A 14,801-nucleotide genomic window follows, 5' to 3' on the forward strand; every position below is an offset into this window, starting at 1 on the left:
GAAGGCTACGGGGCGGGTTTCAGTCGTAGAAGAACTGGCGGAGGTCCTCGACCGAGCCCGGGCCGGTGACGAAGGCCTCGAACCCGACGACCGCGCGGAGCGGCGGCGGCCCGTCGACGGGGAGCCGCCGCAGCCAGACCTCGCCCTGCTCACCCACCGCGTAGACAGCGGACAGCAGTTCGGCCATCCCCGCCGGTCGCGGCGGGGTCACTCCGACGACCGGCACGAGTTCCCAGCCGCCCGCCCGGGCGGCGAGCCGGAGCGCGCCCGCCCAGCAAGCGATGCGGCCGAGCCGGGTGTGCCAGGCGTCCGCGTCGGACGGGTACGGGTGTCCGACGGTCGCGGCGGCGAGATCGTCCATCACCCGCCGTTCGACGGCGGTACGGACCCAACGGCCCTCCTGGGCGTCCTCGATGGCGGCGTCCCACCACTCCCAGGCGCCGTGCAGGCGGGTCGCGAACTCGTCCATCCGGCCAGGCTACGGGCCTACGGGCCGCGCGGGTTGAGGCGGGTCGCGAGCCAGGGGGAGTTACGGCCGGCCGCCTCGCGGTAGGCAATGCGCTGCACGGCGAAGAGCAGCCGGTAGAGGTTGAGGGCGGCGTCGGAGTCGTCGGCGGCGAAGCCCAGGTTGAAGACGAACGATTCGAGGTCGGGCCAGTCGAAGTCGTCGGGCACGGGCGGGGTGACGGGATCGGTGGCGAGCGCGTTGAACGCGGCGGCGACGGCGTACTGCGTCGCGGCGAGGGCGTTCGCGAGCGGGTCGGGCATGTCAGGGCTCCTCTTCGTCGGGCCTTGCAACGTTGAGTGCGGTGATGACGCCCAGGGCGACGGTGGCCATCGCCAGGGCGAGGAGGGTGAGGAGAGCGGCGGCGATCAGGAACCGCACGAGCGCTCGCGGTTGCGGTCGCGGTCGGCGTCGAGGAGGAGGGTCAGGAGGTTGAGGAGGGTGGAGGCCGGGGCGGTGTTGAAGCAGACCAGGACCCGGCCGTCGAGATTGCGGTCGATCGTGGCGGAGGGGAAGACCAGGCCGAACTTCTTCCCACGCTCGTGGAGTTCGGCGAGGAGCGTGCGGACGTGGGCGTCGGTGTAGGCCCGGATCCGGGGATCGGCGGGCTGCATCGGTCGACGGTTCACGCGGCGGCCTCCAGTTCGAACCAGACGACCTTGCCCAGCTTCCGGGGGTCGGCGCCGAATCGGTGGGTGAGAGCGCGGACGAGGAACAGACCGCGACCGGAGAGGGCGAGCGGGTCGGCGGGGACACAGGGCTCGCCGGGGAGGACGGGGCTGTCGTCGCAGACCGAGACCCGGAGGCAGCGGCTGGAGAGGACGAGGGTGACGAGGGGAGCCGGGCTGCCGGCATGCCGCCAGGCGTTCACGAAGAGCTCGTGAAGGGCGAGTTCGGCATCGCCGATGAGGGAGGGCGACCACCCGGCGGTGGTGAGGAGGTCGGAGAGCTCGGCCCGAGCGGTGGACCAGTCGGGAGGATTGCAGGCACGCATGAGAGACCCCAGGGGAGAGGAGGGGAATCGACGAAGGCGACGCTTCACCGTGTGATCGATGCAACACTGACGGTAGGGGACGGGATGCCATCTGTGCAATCGAACTAGCAACCATGCATCAGATCGCGGTGGCAAACCGCTCGCCCCATGCGAAACACTGCACCGACGAGGAGGGACCGCCAGTGGCATACAAGGGGCCGATCAGCCAACGGCAACGGCGCTTCGGCGAGGAGCTGCAACGCCTGCGCGCTGCAGCAGGGTTGTCTGCACCGGAAGCCGGCGCGCTTGTGGGGATGAAGGGTCCGGCGGTGAGCCACACCGAGGCCGGTCGGATCACCCTCAACCCCGAACGCCTCGAGATCTGGCTCGACGCGTACGGCTGCGGCGACCCGGTCTTCCGCGCGAAGCTCGCCGATCTGGGGCGGAGCAACGGGAAAGGCTGGTGGAGCGACTTCGCGGACCGCGTTCCAACCCTGCTGCATGATCTGGCAGAGGCAGAGCATGGAGCAGCCCAGCTCGACAACTTCGAGACGTTCTATATTCCGGGGCTTCTCCAGGTACCCGCCTACGTCGAGGCGATCTACGAAGATGCGGACCAGCATCGCAAGTTGGATGTCGAAGCCGAAACCGCGTTCCGGAAGCAACGGCAGCACATTCTCACAGACTTGCCACGCCGCGAGTTCCGATTCGTCATCCATGAGACAGCGTTGCGCATGCGATTCCCCGGCGATACCGCCATGAGGGAACAGCTTGTGCACCTGCTGGAGATTTCAGAGCTACCGAACGTCAGCATTCAGGTCTTGCCCTTCACCGCCGTGAAGAAGCCGCCCTACACCAGCCAGTTCGTGCTGGTGGACCCTGGATCGCCAGAGCTCTCCACAGTCATCGTGGATCACCCAAGCCACACCGAGTATCTTGGCGACCAGCATTCGATCGAGACCTACCGAAGGACCTTCAACCAGCTGAGCGAGCTGGCCTTGCCGCCTGTCGACCAGTCCTCGACCACGCTTTCCTCGCGCGACTCGTGGGGACTCATTCGACATCTTCTCTACTTGTTGCAAGCTTGAAAGGCATCCGATGTCCGAACTCCGTTGGCAAAAGTCATCGTTCAGCGGCTCGAACGAGGGCGGTAGCTGCGTTGAACTCGCAGCCGGCGCCGACGACCTTCGCCACCTCCGCGAGTCGGATGACCCTTCCGTCATCATCTCCACCTCGACCGCCACGCTCCGCGCCCTCATCCTCGGAGCCAAGGCCGGCGAGTTCGACCACCTCACCTGAGTCCAACCGCCCTTGAGAGGCCCGAGATGACCGACCTCGACTGGCAGAAGTCGTCGTTCAGCGGCGGAGATACCGGCAGCAACTGCATTGAGCTGGCCGCTGGCGCCGACGAACTTCGCCACCTCCGCGAGTCCGACGACCCTTCCGTCATCATCTCCACCTCGACCGCCACGCTCCGCGCCCTCATCCTCGGAGCCAAGGCCGGCGAGTTCGACCACCTCATCTGACCCGCACTCCCCCCGCCCGCTCGCCGCTTCGGCGGGCGGGCGGGGCGCTCCAACGATCTGTTTATCGTTTGTCTACCGCCATCGCCCATGATCGTCTCCACAGGGCGCCCGACGCGATCGCGGGCGCCGACGCTGGAGAGAGGTAGTACGGGGCATGAAGGCGACGAAGACGTTGCGGCGCGCAGCAATCGGCATGGCGGCCGGGGTGATGGCGCTGGTCGGGACGATGGTGTCGGCAGGAACCGCGCAGGCCGCCACCGGGTACGGCCCGTCGATTTCCGAGCCTGGGATCCTCTACCAGGCCGACTATCTCAGCAACGGCGACACCCGGCTGATCATGCAGGGCGACGGCAACCTCGTCCTGTACCGGGGCTACCCGTCGGCCCCGTACCCGGTGTGGTCCGCTCCGGGGTCCTTGGGGTGCGGCCAGAAGACGATCATGCAGGGCGACGGGAACGTCGTCGTCTACGGCGCCAACAACCGGGTCTGCTGGGCCAGCAACACGTTCAAGGACAACCCGAACGAGCTCGCCACCCTGGGGGTCGCCGACAGGGGCGGGCTCGTGGTCACCTTCGTCCAGCCCCCTCTGTCAGGCATCATCACGGCCACGCTCCGCAGCTCCGACCCGTACTAGGCCGCCCTCAGCCGCGCTCGGTGTACCACCTGACCAGGTCGGCGACCGACCACCGCGGTCGGGCCGCGAGCCGTTCCGCGGCCGCCCTCAGCAGGACCGGCAGGTTTCCGCAGAGGGCGGCCAGCTCGGCGACCGCGTCCGCCTCCTGCCGGATCCGCTCGGTGCCGGCGATCCGGGCCAGCAGCTCGTAGGCGTCGTGCGGCTCCAGCGGTCCCACCGCCAGCCGTACGACGTCGTTCCCGGGCAGTGCGCCCGGTTCCGCGCCTGCCACGACCGCCGCGCAGCCCGGCACTTCGGGCAGCAGCGGCGCGGGGTCGGGCACCCCGTCGAGCAGCACCAGCACCCGGCGTCCGGCGAGCGCCCCGCGGTAGCGCGCGGTCAGTTCGTCGAGGCCGGACGAGGAGCCGGGCCGTTCGCCCAATGCGCGCAGGAACCCGGCGAGCACCACGTCCGCCTCGCCGCCGCTCGCGTACAGCTGCCCGTCCGGGAAGGCGTCCTGAACGACGTGCGCGATGTGCACCGCCAGGGCCGACGCCCCGCTGCCCGCGGGGCCCGCCAGCCCGAGCACCGGTGCCCCGCCTGCCCGCAGCGCCTGCTCTCCCGCCCGGACCAGCGCCGCCCGGCCGACCAGGTCCGGGATGTCCGAGGGCAGTTGGCACGGGCGTGGCAGCCGTCGCAGCAGCACGGGGGCCTCCCCGCGCCGGATCTTCTCGGCCAGTTCCACGACGGCCGGGGCCGGTTCGAGTCCCAGTTCCCAGTCCAGCCGTTCCCGCAGGGCCTCGTACCCGGCCAGTGCCTCGGCCGTCCGGCCGCAGCGGTGCAGCGCCAGCAGGTGCAGCCGGTGCACCTCCTCGTCCTGCGGGTGGGCGGCCGCGAGTTCGGCCAGCGACTCCACCGCGCCGGCGTGCCGCCCGAGTGCCAGGTCCAGGTCGAGCAGGGCCTTCACGGCCGCGAAGCGACCGGCCGCCAGCCGTTCCCGGGTCCGTTCGGCGAAGGCGCCCGGCGCGCCGTCCAGCGCGCGGTCGCCTTCCCACGACCCGAGGGCCGCCACCAGCAACTCCCTCGCCCGGACCGGGTCCTGGTGACGCAGCGCGACGGCTTCGGCCACCGCACCCTCGTAGCGGAAGAGGTCCACGGCCTCGCGGGGCACCGCCAGCCGGTAGCCGCCGGCCGCCGCGACGAGCAGCCCGGACTCGCCGAGGGCACGGCGCAGCCGGTGCACATGGGTGCCGATCTGCCCGGCCGGATCCTTCGGCCAGCGGGTGTCGTCCTCCCCCCACAGGCCTTCGACCAGCCGCTCCGTCGGAACCAGCTGCCCCGGGGCGAGCAGCAGCGCGGCGAGCACGGCCCGCTGCTGCGGTCGGCCGAGGTCGATCTCACGGCCGTCGCACCGGGCGCGCAGCGGCCCCAGCACGTGGAATTCGAGCCGCACAGCCCACCTCTCGAATCCCAGAATCCGGTGCACAATCTGTGACAGAGCATAGGCCGCCAGGGATGGGGGCGCCGCTGTCCGGACGGAAGTGGCGAAATCCCGGCGCGGAACGACATTCGGGACGGGACATGGATGACACACGGGGATCCGGGCTTCGGTTCGGAATGCTGGGGCCGCTGCGGGCCTGGTACGGGGAGCAGGAGCTGGAGTTGGGCCGGCCGCAGCAGCGGGCGGTGCTCGCCGTGCTGCTGGCCGCCGCCGGGCGGACGGTGGCCGTTCCGGTCCTGGTCGAGGGGGTGTGGGGCGGGGCCGAGCCCGCCGAACCGCGCAAGGCCGTCCAGCTCGCCGTCTCCCGGCTGCGCAGCGCGTTCCGGCCGTACACCGGGGACGATCCGGAGCGGCTGCCGCTGGTGCGGGTCGGCGACGGCTACGCGCTCAGGGTGCCCGGGGCCGAGGCGGACGCGGCCGCCTGGGAGGCGCTGCTGGCCGAGGCCGAACGGCTGCGCGACCGGCAGGCCCCGCCCCGGGAGGTCCGGGAGGTGGTGCGGAGCGCCCAGCGGCTGTGGGTCGGCGAGCCGCTCGCCGGGCTGCCCGGGCCGCACGCCGAAGCCGTCCGGGCCCGCCTCACCGAGCAGCGGATCTCGGCCAAGGAGACCCAGCTGGAGCTGGACGCCGAACTCGGCGACCGCACCGACCTGACGGCGGAGGCCGAGGCGCTCGCCCTGGAGCACACCGGGCGGCCCCGGCTCACCGCCGTCCTGATGCGCGCCCTCTACCAGTCGGGCCGCAAGGCCGAAGCGCTCGCCGTGTTCGAGGACTCCCGTCCGTCGCTGCCGCCGGACGGACGGGGCCCGGCCGAGATCCAGCTGCGCATCCTGCGCGAGGACGCCACCCTGCTGCCGGCCGGAGCCGTCCCCGAGCCCGCCGCCGGCGCCGGCCCCGACGCCTGGCAGGCGCCCGACCAACTCCCCTCCGGCCTGCCCGACTTCACCGGACGCGTCGAAGAGGTGGAAACCCTCGCGGACCGCCTCTCCGGCGCCGGCGGGCGCGCCGTCGCGGTCTCCGCCCTGGACGGCATGGGCGGCGTCGGCAAGACCACCCTCGCCGTGCACGTCGCCCGGCAGATGCGCGTGCACTTCCCCGACGGGCAGCTCTTCGCCGACCTGCGCGGCGCCGACCGCACCCCGCCCGACCCGGGCACCGTGCTCGCCGGATTCCTGCGCGCTCTCGGCGTCGACCCCGCCGACATCCCGCCGGACAGCGGCGAACGCAGCGCCCTCTACCGTTCGGCGCTGGCCGGGCGGCGCGTCCTGGTCGTCCTCGACAACGCCGCCGAGTCAGGCCACGTCGAACCGCTGCTGCCCGGCTCGGCCGGCTGCGCCGTCCTCATCACCAGCCGCCACCGGCTGGCCGGTCTCGCCGGGGCCCACCAGATGCGCCTGGACACCCTGTCGCCCGAACAGGCGCTGGAACTGCTCGTCCGCATCGTCGGCGCCGAACGCGTCGCCGCCGAACCCGAAGCCGCCGAGGACGTCGTCCAGGCCTGCGGGCTGCTGCCACTCGCCGTCCGCATCGTCGCCTCCCGGCTCGCCGCCGACCCCTCGCTCACCCTCGCGGCACTCGCCGACGGGCTGCGCCACGAGCACCGGCTGGCCGAACTCAGCGACGGTGAACGGACGGTGGAAGCCACCTTCGCGCTCTCCTACCACCGCCTGGACCCGGAACTCGCGCGCGCCTTCCGCCTGCTGTCCCTGCCCGACGCCCCCGACCTGCCGCTGCCCTGCGCCGCCGCCCTGCTCGGCCGCACCGAGGACGAGGCCGACCGGCTCCTCGAAGAACTCGTCGACCTCAACCTGCTGCACTCCCCCCGGTTCGGCCGCTACGGCTACCACGACCTCGTCCGCGCCTACGCCCGCGACCGCCTCGCCGACGAGGACACCCCCGCCGACCGCACCGCCGCCACCGACCGGCTGCTCGACTTCTGCCTCGCCACCGCCCGCAACGCCGACCTCGCCGCCCGCAAGGCCGAACCGGCCGAACTCAGCCTGCTCGGCGCGGCCGTGGCCTCCCCCGGCCGCGCCATCGCCGACGGCGCGGAAGCCGTGCGCTGGATGCGCGACCAGGCCGAGGTGCACGCCGCCGCCATCGCGCTCGGCTGCGACGACCCGGCCCTGCCGCTCGACCGCGCCGCCGAACTCGCCGACCGGATGGGCGCCGTGCTCCCCGAACGCACCCAGACCGGCGTCATCGTCGACCTCGCCGAACGCATCGCCCGACAGGCCGCCGACCGAGGCGAGCACGGACCGCTCGCCCTCGCCCGCTACCTGCGCGGCAGCATGCTCTGGCACATCAACCGCTACGCCGAATCCCAGGAGGAGATCCGCCGGGCCGTCGCCCTGTCCGGGCGGGAGGAGAGAACCGAACGCGTCCTCGCCAAGGCCCTGATCACCCTCGGCAGCAACGCCCGCATGCACGGCCGCTACGCCGAGGCCGCCGAGCACGCCGGACGCGCCGCCGACCTGTTCCACCGCCTCGGCGCCCAGCGCGCCGAGGGCAGCGCGCTCGGCGAGTTCGCGTTCAGCGCCGCCCAGACCGGGCGCCTCGACGAGGCCCGGGACGCCGCCGAACGCAGCGCCAGCCTGATGAGCGCCTCCGGCCCGGTCTCCGCCGCGATCGGCCGTTACTACCTCGCCCGGGTGCTGCGCCTGTGCGGCGACCCGGAGGCGGCCCTCGACCACGCCGTCGGCGCCCGCGAGGAGTTCACCGCCCTCCAGGTCACCGTCTTCGCCGCCGCGGCCGGCGACCTCGCCGCCCGCATCCACGCCGAGGCCGGCCGCTGGCTGCTCGCCGTCGACGCCGCCGAAGCCGTCCTCCCCCTCGCCCGCCGCACCAGCGCCGCCCTGGAAGCCGCCCTGCTGCGCACCCTCGGCACCGCGCTCACCGGCCTCGGCCGCCCGCGCCAGGCCCGGGCCTGCCTGACGGACTCCCTGGAGGTGTACGAGCGGCTGGGGCTGGAGGAGGAGGCAGCGCAGGTCAGGGGGCTACTGACGGAGTAGGTACGGCATCGGCACGACCATCGGCTACGCGCGTTGACCGGCCGTCTACCGCGTTCCCGGAACATCTCTCCCGTCAGGCCCCGGGCCGCCGCCGCAACGGTCGCGGCCCGGGGCGACACCACCGACGAGAGGCACGACACATGCCCACGCTCGTACGGAACGGCCAGGTGTGGACGCTCCGGTCGGCGAACGGAACGGTCGCCGACCTGCACTCCGGCCGCACCGACCCGGGCGCTCCGATCCAGTCCCGGGAGCGCAACGGCACCACCGCCCAGGGCTGGGTCTTCTGGTCCATGGACGGCAACTGGGTGGTGGAGACCCAGCTGACCCAGGGACGGTACGCCCCCGGCCAGGCCATGGTCATGCACTACGACCACACCACCCGCCGGACCTCACTGGCCGACCTGGACGGTCAGCCCGACCAGCGCTGGTGCCTGGAAGTCGTCGGCGACGACTGGCTCCGCATCCGCACGCTGAACTCCGACGAGGGCGACCTCTTCCTCACCGCGTCCACCCCCGGCTCCCCGCTCACCCTGGCCCGGCAGAACCACACCGACCCGGCCCAGCGCTGGCAGCTCATCCCCGCCGGCCGGACCGCCGGCGGCCGGTGGCGGACGGCGCGGCGTCCGCAGCCCGCCGACGGTGACGTCCACACCGAGATGCTGACCGCCGTCAACACCGAACGCGCCCGCGCCGGCGCCCAGCCGCTCTGCCTGGACGCGCGGTTGAACGCCGCCGCCCAACGCCACGCCGACGACATGACGGCACACGACCTCACCCAGGACCACGGCACCGACGGCAGCACACCGTGGCGCCGGGTGCGCGCCGCCGGCTTCGCCTTCCGCTTCTCCGCGGAGAACGTCGCCGCGGCCGACAACGTCCCGGAGGCGATGCGGATGTGGATGAACAGCCCCCACCACCGCGACACCATCCTCGACCCGCGCTTCAACCACATCGGTGTCGGCTCCGCGGTTCGCCAGCACGGCACCCGAGGGCGCTACGTCCAGACCTTCGGCCAGGTCTGACCCGCCCACCGGGCCCGGTCCCCGTCGGGAGGGCCGGGCCCGGAACCCCTGGGGAGGCACCGACCACCTGGGCCTCAACGTCCGCACCGACAACGCCCCGGCGATCCGGCACTACGAGCGGCTCGGCTTCGCCACCGTCGCCCGTCCGCGACCAGGACCGCGAGGTCGAGGTCGCTGGTGGCGGTGGCGGTCCCGGCCGCCGCGGACCCGGCCAGCAGCGCGGCGAGCGCGTCCGGGAATCGGTCGGCCACCAGCCGACGGGCCTGATCGATCATCCGTTCACTCATGCGGGCAAGAATCGCAGGTCACCGGCCCCGGCTCCGGATCCGAACGGAAAACCGAAGGCGCCCACCGCCCGCCCCTGGTAGACAATGTGACATGCTACAAGGCTCCCGTGTCACCCTCCGCGCCCGGCTGCAGAGCGACATACCCGTTCTCCAGGCCGAGTTGTACGACGACGTCGCCACCCGCACCCGAGCCGACAACCGCCCCTGGCGGCCTCTCCCGCCCGACTCCCCGCACTCCCCCTACCTCGTCGGCGCGCCCGCCGACGACGCCGCCTGCTTCTCCGTCGTCGAGCGGGACACCGGCGAACTCGCGGGCGAGGCCCTGGTCTGGGGCATCGACTCCCACAACCGCAGCGGCCACCTCGGCATCGCCCTGCGCCCCGGACACCGCGGCCGGGGGCTCGCCACCGACACCCTGCGCACGCTCTGCCGCTACGGCTTCCGCACGCTCGGCCTCCAGCGGCTGCAGATGGAGACGCTCGCCGACAACGAGCCGATGCTGGGCGCCGCCCGACGCGCCGGATTCACCGTCGAGGGCACCCTGCGCGCCGGCCACTGGGCCGACGGGGCGTTCGTCGACCAGACCGTCCTCGGCCTGCTCGCCGGCGAATGGACACCGTGATCCGACGGCCCACTGCGGCTCCCCGCCCGCCGCTCCCCGACGGCCTGCCCTGCCCCGCCCGACCCCGCCCGACCCCGCCCGGCCGATCACGACTCGATATCCCTTGTCACGGACCCGCGAGAGACTCGTCACAGACCGGTCAAAGGGAGGCCAAAGTCATGGCACCCGACCTCCGGACTGCGCTATGAACATCCCTCAGGAGGACCGCCGACGGCGGTCCGCAATGACGGGGGACGTCACATGAAGCCCATCCGCAGCAGTCGCCGCGCCCTCGCCCTGGCCGCGCTGACCGCGGTCGGCGCGCTGACCATGACCGCCTGCAACGACGACGCGTCGTCGTCCGACACCGCGACGACCCCGCCGGCCGCGCCGTCCGCACCGGCCGCGTCGTCCGCGCCGGGCACCGTCGCCCCGTCGCCGGGTGGCGGCGCCATCACCCCGGCCGCCCCGACCTCCGCCCCGGCGGGCGGCGCGGCCTCCGCTTCGGCTGCCGCGCCCGCACCGGCGGGCGGCACCCCGGCCGGCGGCACCACGGTCAAGGTCGGCAACGCCGTCACGATCCCGTTCAGCTCGGGCAGCACCAAGGGCACCATCGCGCTCGCGGTCACCTCGATCGAGAAGGGCGATCCGGCCGACCTCACCTCGCTCAACCTGGGCGACAAGGCCAAGGGCCTGGTGCCGTACTACATCCACTACAGCGTCACCAACGCCGGCAGCACCGACCTGTCCTTCACCAGCGTCGACCACATGAAGGGCCTGCTGGCGGACGGCACCGAGGCGCAGGACCTGATGATCATCGGGGCCTTCGCCAAGTGCAAGAGCGAGTCGCTGCCCAAGGGCTTCACCAACGGCCAGTCGGCCACCTCCTGCGCGGTGGCGTTGTCCCCGGAGGCCTCCAAGGTCGCGGGCGCCGAGTACTGGGGCGACCCGTACACCCTCGGCAAGGGCGTCAACTGGAAGTGATCTGTACGGACTCCGGGCGGGGGCGGCACTGTGCCGCCCCCGCCCGGGGTTCGGCCCCGCCCGGGATTCAGCCCCGGGCCGCCGGGCCGCCGTGGATCCGCAGGAAGGCGTCGACGCCGACCGCCGCGATCCGCTCGACCTCTTCGTCCGCCACCGGGACGGCGCCCCAGAAGGAGCGCTCGGCGATGCCGTGGAAGGTCAGCAGCGTGTACTGCTCGGCGGCCAGCGCGGCGTCCTCGACGGCCAGCAGTCCGCGTTCCGAGAGCGCCTCGAAGTGCGTCGCGAGGTCGCGCAGCGAGGCGATCGGGCCGGCCTCCAGCCAGGCCTCCAGAACGTCCGCCGGGATGTTGGCCACCTCGGCGCGGATCGCCCGGCCGAGCGCCCCGTGCTCCCCGGCGGACAGCACCGCGCGTGCCCGCTCGACCGCGAAGTCGACCAGGTCCTGGCGCAGGTCCACCACCCGGTCGAGGTACTTCGCCATCAAGTCCCGGATCTTCTCGGTCAGTTCCGCGGAGTTCTGCAGCGCCACCGACAGGAAGAGGGTCTCCTTGTCGGCGAAGTGGTTGTAGACCGTGCGCTTGGACACCCCGGCCTCGGCCGCGATCGCGTCCATGCTGGCCCGCATGTAGCCCTCGCGCCCGAACACCACCGTCGCGGCCTGCGTGATCGCCCTGCGCTTCTCCGGTCGTCCCGCTCCACCCGTCGTCGCCACGGTCCGCTCCTCCACTGCTCCGCCCGCGTTGATAAACTACTCGGTGCAGTATATTCGCCTCGCACCGAGCCGGGCTCGCCATCGAACACGCGCGCGCCACGCCGAGTAAGATCTACACCCGTGTAGACGCATTGCGTAAGTACCCGGCCCCGATCACGGGCTCCGCGGCCACGCACGGGAACCGGCCGACCGGCTCCAGCGTCCAGAAATGGCAGCGCCACGAACGAACGTACGGGCAGGCAACCGGCGCGGGCGCCGACGTGGCGCACGGAACACGGGAACACCGGGGGTGGGTGCGTGGCGGGGCAGCGAGGACGGTCGCCGGACCGGGGGCGGGCAGCCGACCAGGGGCGGGCAGCCGACCGGGGACGGTCGCCCGACGGGGGACGGACAGCCGATCAGGGTGCACGGCGACGGGCGGCGGACAGGCCGGCGGACGGGTCGACCGTCAGACCGACTGACCGACAGACCGACAGGCCCGCGGCCCGCCCGAAGCGCCCCTTCTCCGGCGGGCCCACCCTGCCGGCGGTGGCCGCGGTCGGGCTGCCGGTGGTGGGCGCGGCGATCAGCGAACTCTCCGGCCCGGGCATGGGACTGGCGTTCTCGCTGACCGCGGTGCTGGGCACCGGCCTGGCCGCCGCACTGAGCACCCGCAACGGCTGGTGGTGGGTGCTCGCGGCCTCCCCGCCGGTCATCCTGGGCGTGACGGCCGCCGCCGAGCTGGCCGCCAACCGCGAGCTCTACCAGGGCAGGGGGCTGGCCACCGGCGCCGCGAAATGGGTGGTGCACGGCTTTCCCGTGATGGCTGAGGCCGCGGCAGCGGCTCTCCTGGTGATCGTGGTCCGGGTGGTCCGGGACCGGAGGAGGCACCGTGGCTGAGAACAGCGAGCAGCAGGAGGGCGGCCGCGCCGCCGCCCGCCGGGCCGCCGGAGCCCCGGCCCGCACCCGGTCCCCGCTGCTGATCGCGGGCCGGGTGGTGGCCTGCACCGTCGGACTGGCGGTGTTCGCCGCCAGCGGGGTGGTCTGGTACGAGTACAAGCAGCTCACCGACGGGATGACCACCTCCAACGTCATCGCCGAGACGAAGAAGGACGCCCCCAAGCACCTCGACAACTCGGTCAACCTGCTGCTGATCGGCCTGGACAGCCGCAAGAACATGGACGGCTCGGACCTGCCCCCGCAGTTCGTCCAGGACGAGCTGCACGCCGGCCACAGCTCCGACATCGGCGGCTACAACACCAACTCGCTGATCCTGCTGCACATCCCCGCGAACGGCGGCAAGGTGCAGGCCGTCTCCATACCGCGCGACGACTACGTCATGACCTACAACGCCGACGGCTCCCAGCTGGGCATGGCCAAGATCAAGGAGGCCTACGGCGCGGCCAAGGACAAGGCCGATCCGGGCCTGCGGGCCAAGGGCCTCAAGGGCGCCGACCTGGAGAAGGCGGGCCGCGACATCGGCCGCGCGGCCACCATCCGCACCGTGCAGAAGTTCCTCGACCAGCCCATCGACCACATCGCCGAGGTCAACCTGATGGGCTTCTACGACATCGCCAAGGCGGTCGAGCCGATCCAGGTCTGTCTCACCCACGACACCAAGGACCCGGCCATGGAGGGCCAGGGCTCCGGCGCCGACTTCAAGAAGGGCATCAACACCCTCAACGCCTCCCAGGCGCTCTCCTTCGTCCGCCAGCGCCACAACCTCGACGGCCCCGACGGCAACTCCGGCGACTTCGCCCGAACCCACCGCCAGCAGGCCTTCATCTCCGCCGTCGTGCACAACCTGAAGCAGAAGGGCATCGTCGGCGACCTCGGCAAGATGCAGGAGCTGATGGGCGTCATACAGAAGGACCTCGTCATCGACAACCAGTGGAACATCCTCGACTTCGCCCAGCAGGCCCCGGCCCTGACCGGCGGCAACGTCGAGTTCAACACCCTGACCTTCGACGGCTTCGGCACCCGGAACGGCCAGGACGTCAACCTGGTGACCCCGGCGAAGGTCCAGAAGGTGGTCAAGCAGCTGTTCGGCTACGCCGACGCCGCTGCCGCCCCCGTCGCCCCGGCCGACCCGACCGGCGCCACCCCCGCGCCCACGGCCACCCAGCCGAGCGCGAGCCCGACGTCGACCGCCGCCAAGGCCGTCACCGTGGACGTCTTCAACGCCTCCTCGGCCACCGGAGTCTCCTCCACCGCCGAATCCAAGGCCCTGGTCGCGATGGGCTTCAAGGAGGGCCGGACCGGCCCGGCGGGCACCAAGCCGAAGACCACCACCGTCACCTACGGCAAGGGCGCCAAGGACGCCGCCGACCAGATCGCCGCCCGCTACGGCGTGACCGCCACCGAGTCCGCCTCCGCCGGCGCGGACCACGTCGTGGTCACCCTCGGCACCGGCTTCACCGGCGTCGACGCCGACAAGCCCGCCGCCCCGACCGGCTCCGCGTCCGACCCGGCCGCCAACCTGCCGATGCAGGGCCCCGGCGTCGACGCCCAGTCCGACGGCGGCATCCCCTGCGTCTACTGACCCGCCCCGCCAATCGTCCGGTGCCCCGCCGACCCCGGCGGGGCACCGCTCAGGACCACTCGAAGTACAGCGCGGGCCGCACCGGCCGCGGGCCGCGGGGTGCGAAGACGAACACCAGGTTCACCGTCGGCCCGGACGGCTCCTCCAGCCGCGGACCGCGGATGCTCAACCCGAACTCGTTGATCGGCCGCCCGGCCGCCAGCCCCGCCCGCACCTCGCGGTACCAGCCCTCCAGCGGCGCGACCGGCAGCTCCCAGTACAGTGCCAGCTCGCCCGACAGCCGGTAGGCGTCATCCACCGTGGCGGCCGGAAAGGTCACGCTGACCAGGTCGAGCACCTCGCTCTCCGCGGTGGCCAACAGCTCGACCCTGCCGGTGAACCAGCGCCCGCCCGGCAGCGCGATGGTCGCGGCCACGGTGGGGATGCGCCAGCGGCGCCGCACGTTCTCGGGCCAGCCGACATCGCTGCGGCCATGGCTGCTGCGGAGGTTCCAGGTGACGGCCGTCGGCTGAACGGGCTGCTCGTACGACAACAGGGCCTCCGGG

18 protein-coding genes are annotated in these 14,801 nt (G+C 72.6%); 10 read left to right on the forward strand and 8 right to left on the reverse strand.

Annotation, left to right across the window (positions count from 1 at the left end; all coding sequences use genetic code 11):
• Positions 1 to 19 precede the first annotated feature (19 nt).
• From ACZ51D_RS06425 to ACZ51D_RS06440, 4 genes are all read right to left on the reverse strand, one after another.
• Positions 20 to 469, reverse strand: a complete 450-nt coding sequence (locus ACZ51D_RS06425; protein ID WP_465661368.1) for a hypothetical protein — start codon at positions 467 to 469, stop codon at positions 20 to 22.
• Positions 470 to 486: 17 nt separating this feature from the next.
• Entirely contained in the window at positions 487 to 768 is a 282-nt protein-coding gene (locus tag ACZ51D_RS06430; protein ID WP_360494411.1) for a hypothetical protein, read from the reverse strand.
• Positions 769 to 873: 105 nt separating this feature from the next.
• On the reverse strand, positions 874 to 1,119 hold the full coding sequence (locus ACZ51D_RS06435) for a hypothetical protein (protein WP_396287945.1): 246 nt from the start codon (positions 1,117 to 1,119) through the stop codon (positions 874 to 876).
• An 11-nt stretch (positions 1,120 to 1,130) separates the two neighbouring features.
• Positions 1,131 to 1,499: an ATP-binding protein gene (locus ACZ51D_RS06440; RefSeq protein WP_465616590.1), complete on the reverse strand. Its 369-nt coding sequence runs from the start codon at positions 1,497 to 1,499 to the stop codon at positions 1,131 to 1,133.
• A gap of 113 nt (positions 1,500 to 1,612) precedes the next feature.
• Between ACZ51D_RS06440 and ACZ51D_RS06445 the strand changes: the two genes are divergently transcribed.
• The 4 genes from ACZ51D_RS06445 to ACZ51D_RS06460 all read left to right on the forward strand — a co-directional run bounded on the left by ACZ51D_RS06445 (position 1,613) and on the right by ACZ51D_RS06460 (position 3,638).
• The gene (locus ACZ51D_RS06445; protein WP_465661370.1) at positions 1,613 to 2,566 is read left to right on the forward strand and encodes a helix-turn-helix domain-containing protein; all 954 of its coding nucleotides are present in this window, start codon (positions 1,613 to 1,615) and stop codon (positions 2,564 to 2,566) included.
• Positions 2,567 to 2,576: 10 nt separating this feature from the next.
• On the forward strand, positions 2,577 to 2,777 hold the full coding sequence (locus tag ACZ51D_RS06450) for a DUF397 domain-containing protein (RefSeq protein WP_465661372.1): 201 nt from the start codon (positions 2,577 to 2,579) through the stop codon (positions 2,775 to 2,777).
• Positions 2,778 to 2,803: 26 nt separating this feature from the next.
• Entirely contained in the window at positions 2,804 to 3,004 is a 201-nt protein-coding gene (locus ACZ51D_RS06455) for a DUF397 domain-containing protein (protein WP_465661374.1), read from the forward strand.
• Between the two features lie 154 nt (positions 3,005 to 3,158).
• Positions 3,159 to 3,638, forward strand: a complete 480-nt coding sequence (locus tag ACZ51D_RS06460; protein WP_465661376.1) for a hypothetical protein — start codon at positions 3,159 to 3,161, stop codon at positions 3,636 to 3,638.
• Between the two features lie 7 nt (positions 3,639 to 3,645).
• Here ACZ51D_RS06460 and ACZ51D_RS06465 read toward each other — a convergent pair whose 3' ends face one another.
• Complete coding sequence (locus ACZ51D_RS06465; protein ID WP_465661378.1) at positions 3,646 to 5,070, reverse strand: AfsR/SARP family transcriptional regulator; 1,425 nt, start codon at positions 5,068 to 5,070, stop codon at positions 3,646 to 3,648.
• 128 nt (positions 5,071 to 5,198) lie between these two features.
• Here ACZ51D_RS06465 and ACZ51D_RS06470 point away from each other — a divergent pair, with 128 nt between their 5' ends.
• Together ACZ51D_RS06470 and ACZ51D_RS06475 are read left to right on the forward strand one after the other, a co-directional pair.
• Positions 5,199 to 8,126: an AfsR/SARP family transcriptional regulator gene (locus ACZ51D_RS06470; RefSeq protein ID WP_465661380.1), complete on the forward strand. Its 2,928-nt coding sequence runs from the start codon at positions 5,199 to 5,201 to the stop codon at positions 8,124 to 8,126.
• A 140-nt stretch (positions 8,127 to 8,266) separates the two neighbouring features.
• Positions 8,267 to 9,151 (forward strand): CAP domain-containing protein, encoded by an 885-nt coding sequence (locus ACZ51D_RS06475; protein WP_465661382.1) that lies wholly within the window; start codon positions 8,267 to 8,269, stop codon positions 9,149 to 9,151.
• 74 nt (positions 9,152 to 9,225) lie between these two features.
• Here the strand turns inward: ACZ51D_RS06475 and ACZ51D_RS06480 are convergent, their stop codons facing one another.
• The gene (locus tag ACZ51D_RS06480) at positions 9,226 to 9,438 is read right to left on the reverse strand and encodes a nucleotidyltransferase domain-containing protein (RefSeq protein ID WP_465616578.1); all 213 of its coding nucleotides are present in this window, start codon (positions 9,436 to 9,438) and stop codon (positions 9,226 to 9,228) included.
• A 91-nt stretch (positions 9,439 to 9,529) separates the two neighbouring features.
• On the opposite strand from ACZ51D_RS06480, the gene ACZ51D_RS06485 reads away from it, so the two are divergent.
• Entirely contained in the window at positions 9,530 to 10,060 is a 531-nt protein-coding gene (locus ACZ51D_RS06485; protein ID WP_360494441.1) for a GNAT family N-acetyltransferase, read from the forward strand.
• A gap of 240 nt (positions 10,061 to 10,300) precedes the next feature.
• Positions 10,301 to 11,023, forward strand: coding sequence for a hypothetical protein (locus ACZ51D_RS06490; protein ID WP_360494444.1), 723 nt, complete (start codon positions 10,301 to 10,303; stop codon positions 11,021 to 11,023).
• 67 nt (positions 11,024 to 11,090) lie between these two features.
• Here the strand turns inward: ACZ51D_RS06490 and ACZ51D_RS06495 are convergent, their stop codons facing one another.
• Positions 11,091 to 11,735, reverse strand: coding sequence for a TetR/AcrR family transcriptional regulator (locus ACZ51D_RS06495; RefSeq protein ID WP_465661384.1), 645 nt, complete (start codon positions 11,733 to 11,735; stop codon positions 11,091 to 11,093).
• Between the two features lie 528 nt (positions 11,736 to 12,263).
• Between ACZ51D_RS06495 and ACZ51D_RS06500 the strand changes: the two genes are divergently transcribed.
• Both ACZ51D_RS06500 and ACZ51D_RS06505 read left to right on the forward strand, forming a co-directional pair.
• Positions 12,264 to 12,614: a DUF6542 domain-containing protein gene (locus ACZ51D_RS06500; protein WP_360494450.1), complete on the forward strand. Its 351-nt coding sequence runs from the start codon at positions 12,264 to 12,266 to the stop codon at positions 12,612 to 12,614.
• A complete protein-coding gene (locus tag ACZ51D_RS06505; protein ID WP_465616573.1) occupies positions 12,607 to 14,256 on the forward strand; it encodes an LCP family protein in 1,650 nt (549 codons plus the stop codon). Before ACZ51D_RS06500 ends, ACZ51D_RS06505 begins: the two co-directional genes overlap by 8 nt.
• Before the next feature lie 49 nt (positions 14,257 to 14,305).
• Here ACZ51D_RS06505 and ACZ51D_RS06510 read toward each other — a convergent pair whose 3' ends face one another.
• Positions 14,306 to 14,788 (reverse strand): hypothetical protein, encoded by a 483-nt coding sequence (locus ACZ51D_RS06510; protein ID WP_465616571.1) that lies wholly within the window; start codon positions 14,786 to 14,788, stop codon positions 14,306 to 14,308.
• Between the last annotated feature and the right edge of the window lie 13 nt (positions 14,789 to 14,801).

The organism is Kitasatospora sp. NPDC033851 (genome assembly GCF_055576085.1).

What these genes read in the sequence shown, in the direction of transcription:
- ACZ51D_RS06425 (WP_465661368.1), bottom strand. Translation starts at nt 469, where the DNA reads ATGGACGAGTTCGCGACCCGCCTGCACGGCGCCTGGGAGTGGTGGGAC.
- ACZ51D_RS06430 (WP_360494411.1), bottom strand. Translation starts at nt 768, where the DNA reads ATGCCCGACCCGCTCGCGAACGCCCTCGCCGCGACGCAGTACGCCGTC.
- ACZ51D_RS06435 (WP_396287945.1), bottom strand. Translation starts at nt 1,119, where the DNA reads ATGCAGCCCGCCGATCCCCGGATCCGGGCCTACACCGACGCCCACGTC.
- ACZ51D_RS06440 (WP_465616590.1), bottom strand. Translation starts at nt 1,499, where the DNA reads ATGCGTGCCTGCAATCCTCCCGACTGGTCCACCGCTCGGGCCGAGCTC.
- ACZ51D_RS06445 (WP_465661370.1), top strand. Translation starts at nt 1,613, where the DNA reads ATGCATCAGATCGCGGTGGCAAACCGCTCGCCCCATGCGAAACACTGC.
- ACZ51D_RS06450 (WP_465661372.1), top strand. Translation starts at nt 2,577, where the DNA reads ATGTCCGAACTCCGTTGGCAAAAGTCATCGTTCAGCGGCTCGAACGAG.
- ACZ51D_RS06455 (WP_465661374.1), top strand. Translation starts at nt 2,804, where the DNA reads ATGACCGACCTCGACTGGCAGAAGTCGTCGTTCAGCGGCGGAGATACC.
- ACZ51D_RS06460 (WP_465661376.1), top strand. Translation starts at nt 3,159, where the DNA reads ATGAAGGCGACGAAGACGTTGCGGCGCGCAGCAATCGGCATGGCGGCC.
- ACZ51D_RS06470 (WP_465661380.1), top strand. Translation starts at nt 5,199, where the DNA reads ATGGATGACACACGGGGATCCGGGCTTCGGTTCGGAATGCTGGGGCCG.
- ACZ51D_RS06475 (WP_465661382.1), top strand. Translation starts at nt 8,267, where the DNA reads ATGCCCACGCTCGTACGGAACGGCCAGGTGTGGACGCTCCGGTCGGCG.
- ACZ51D_RS06480 (WP_465616578.1), bottom strand. Translation starts at nt 9,438, where the DNA reads ATGAGTGAACGGATGATCGATCAGGCCCGTCGGCTGGTGGCCGACCGA.
- ACZ51D_RS06485 (WP_360494441.1), top strand. Translation starts at nt 9,530, where the DNA reads ATGCTACAAGGCTCCCGTGTCACCCTCCGCGCCCGGCTGCAGAGCGAC.
- ACZ51D_RS06490 (WP_360494444.1), top strand. Translation starts at nt 10,301, where the DNA reads ATGAAGCCCATCCGCAGCAGTCGCCGCGCCCTCGCCCTGGCCGCGCTG.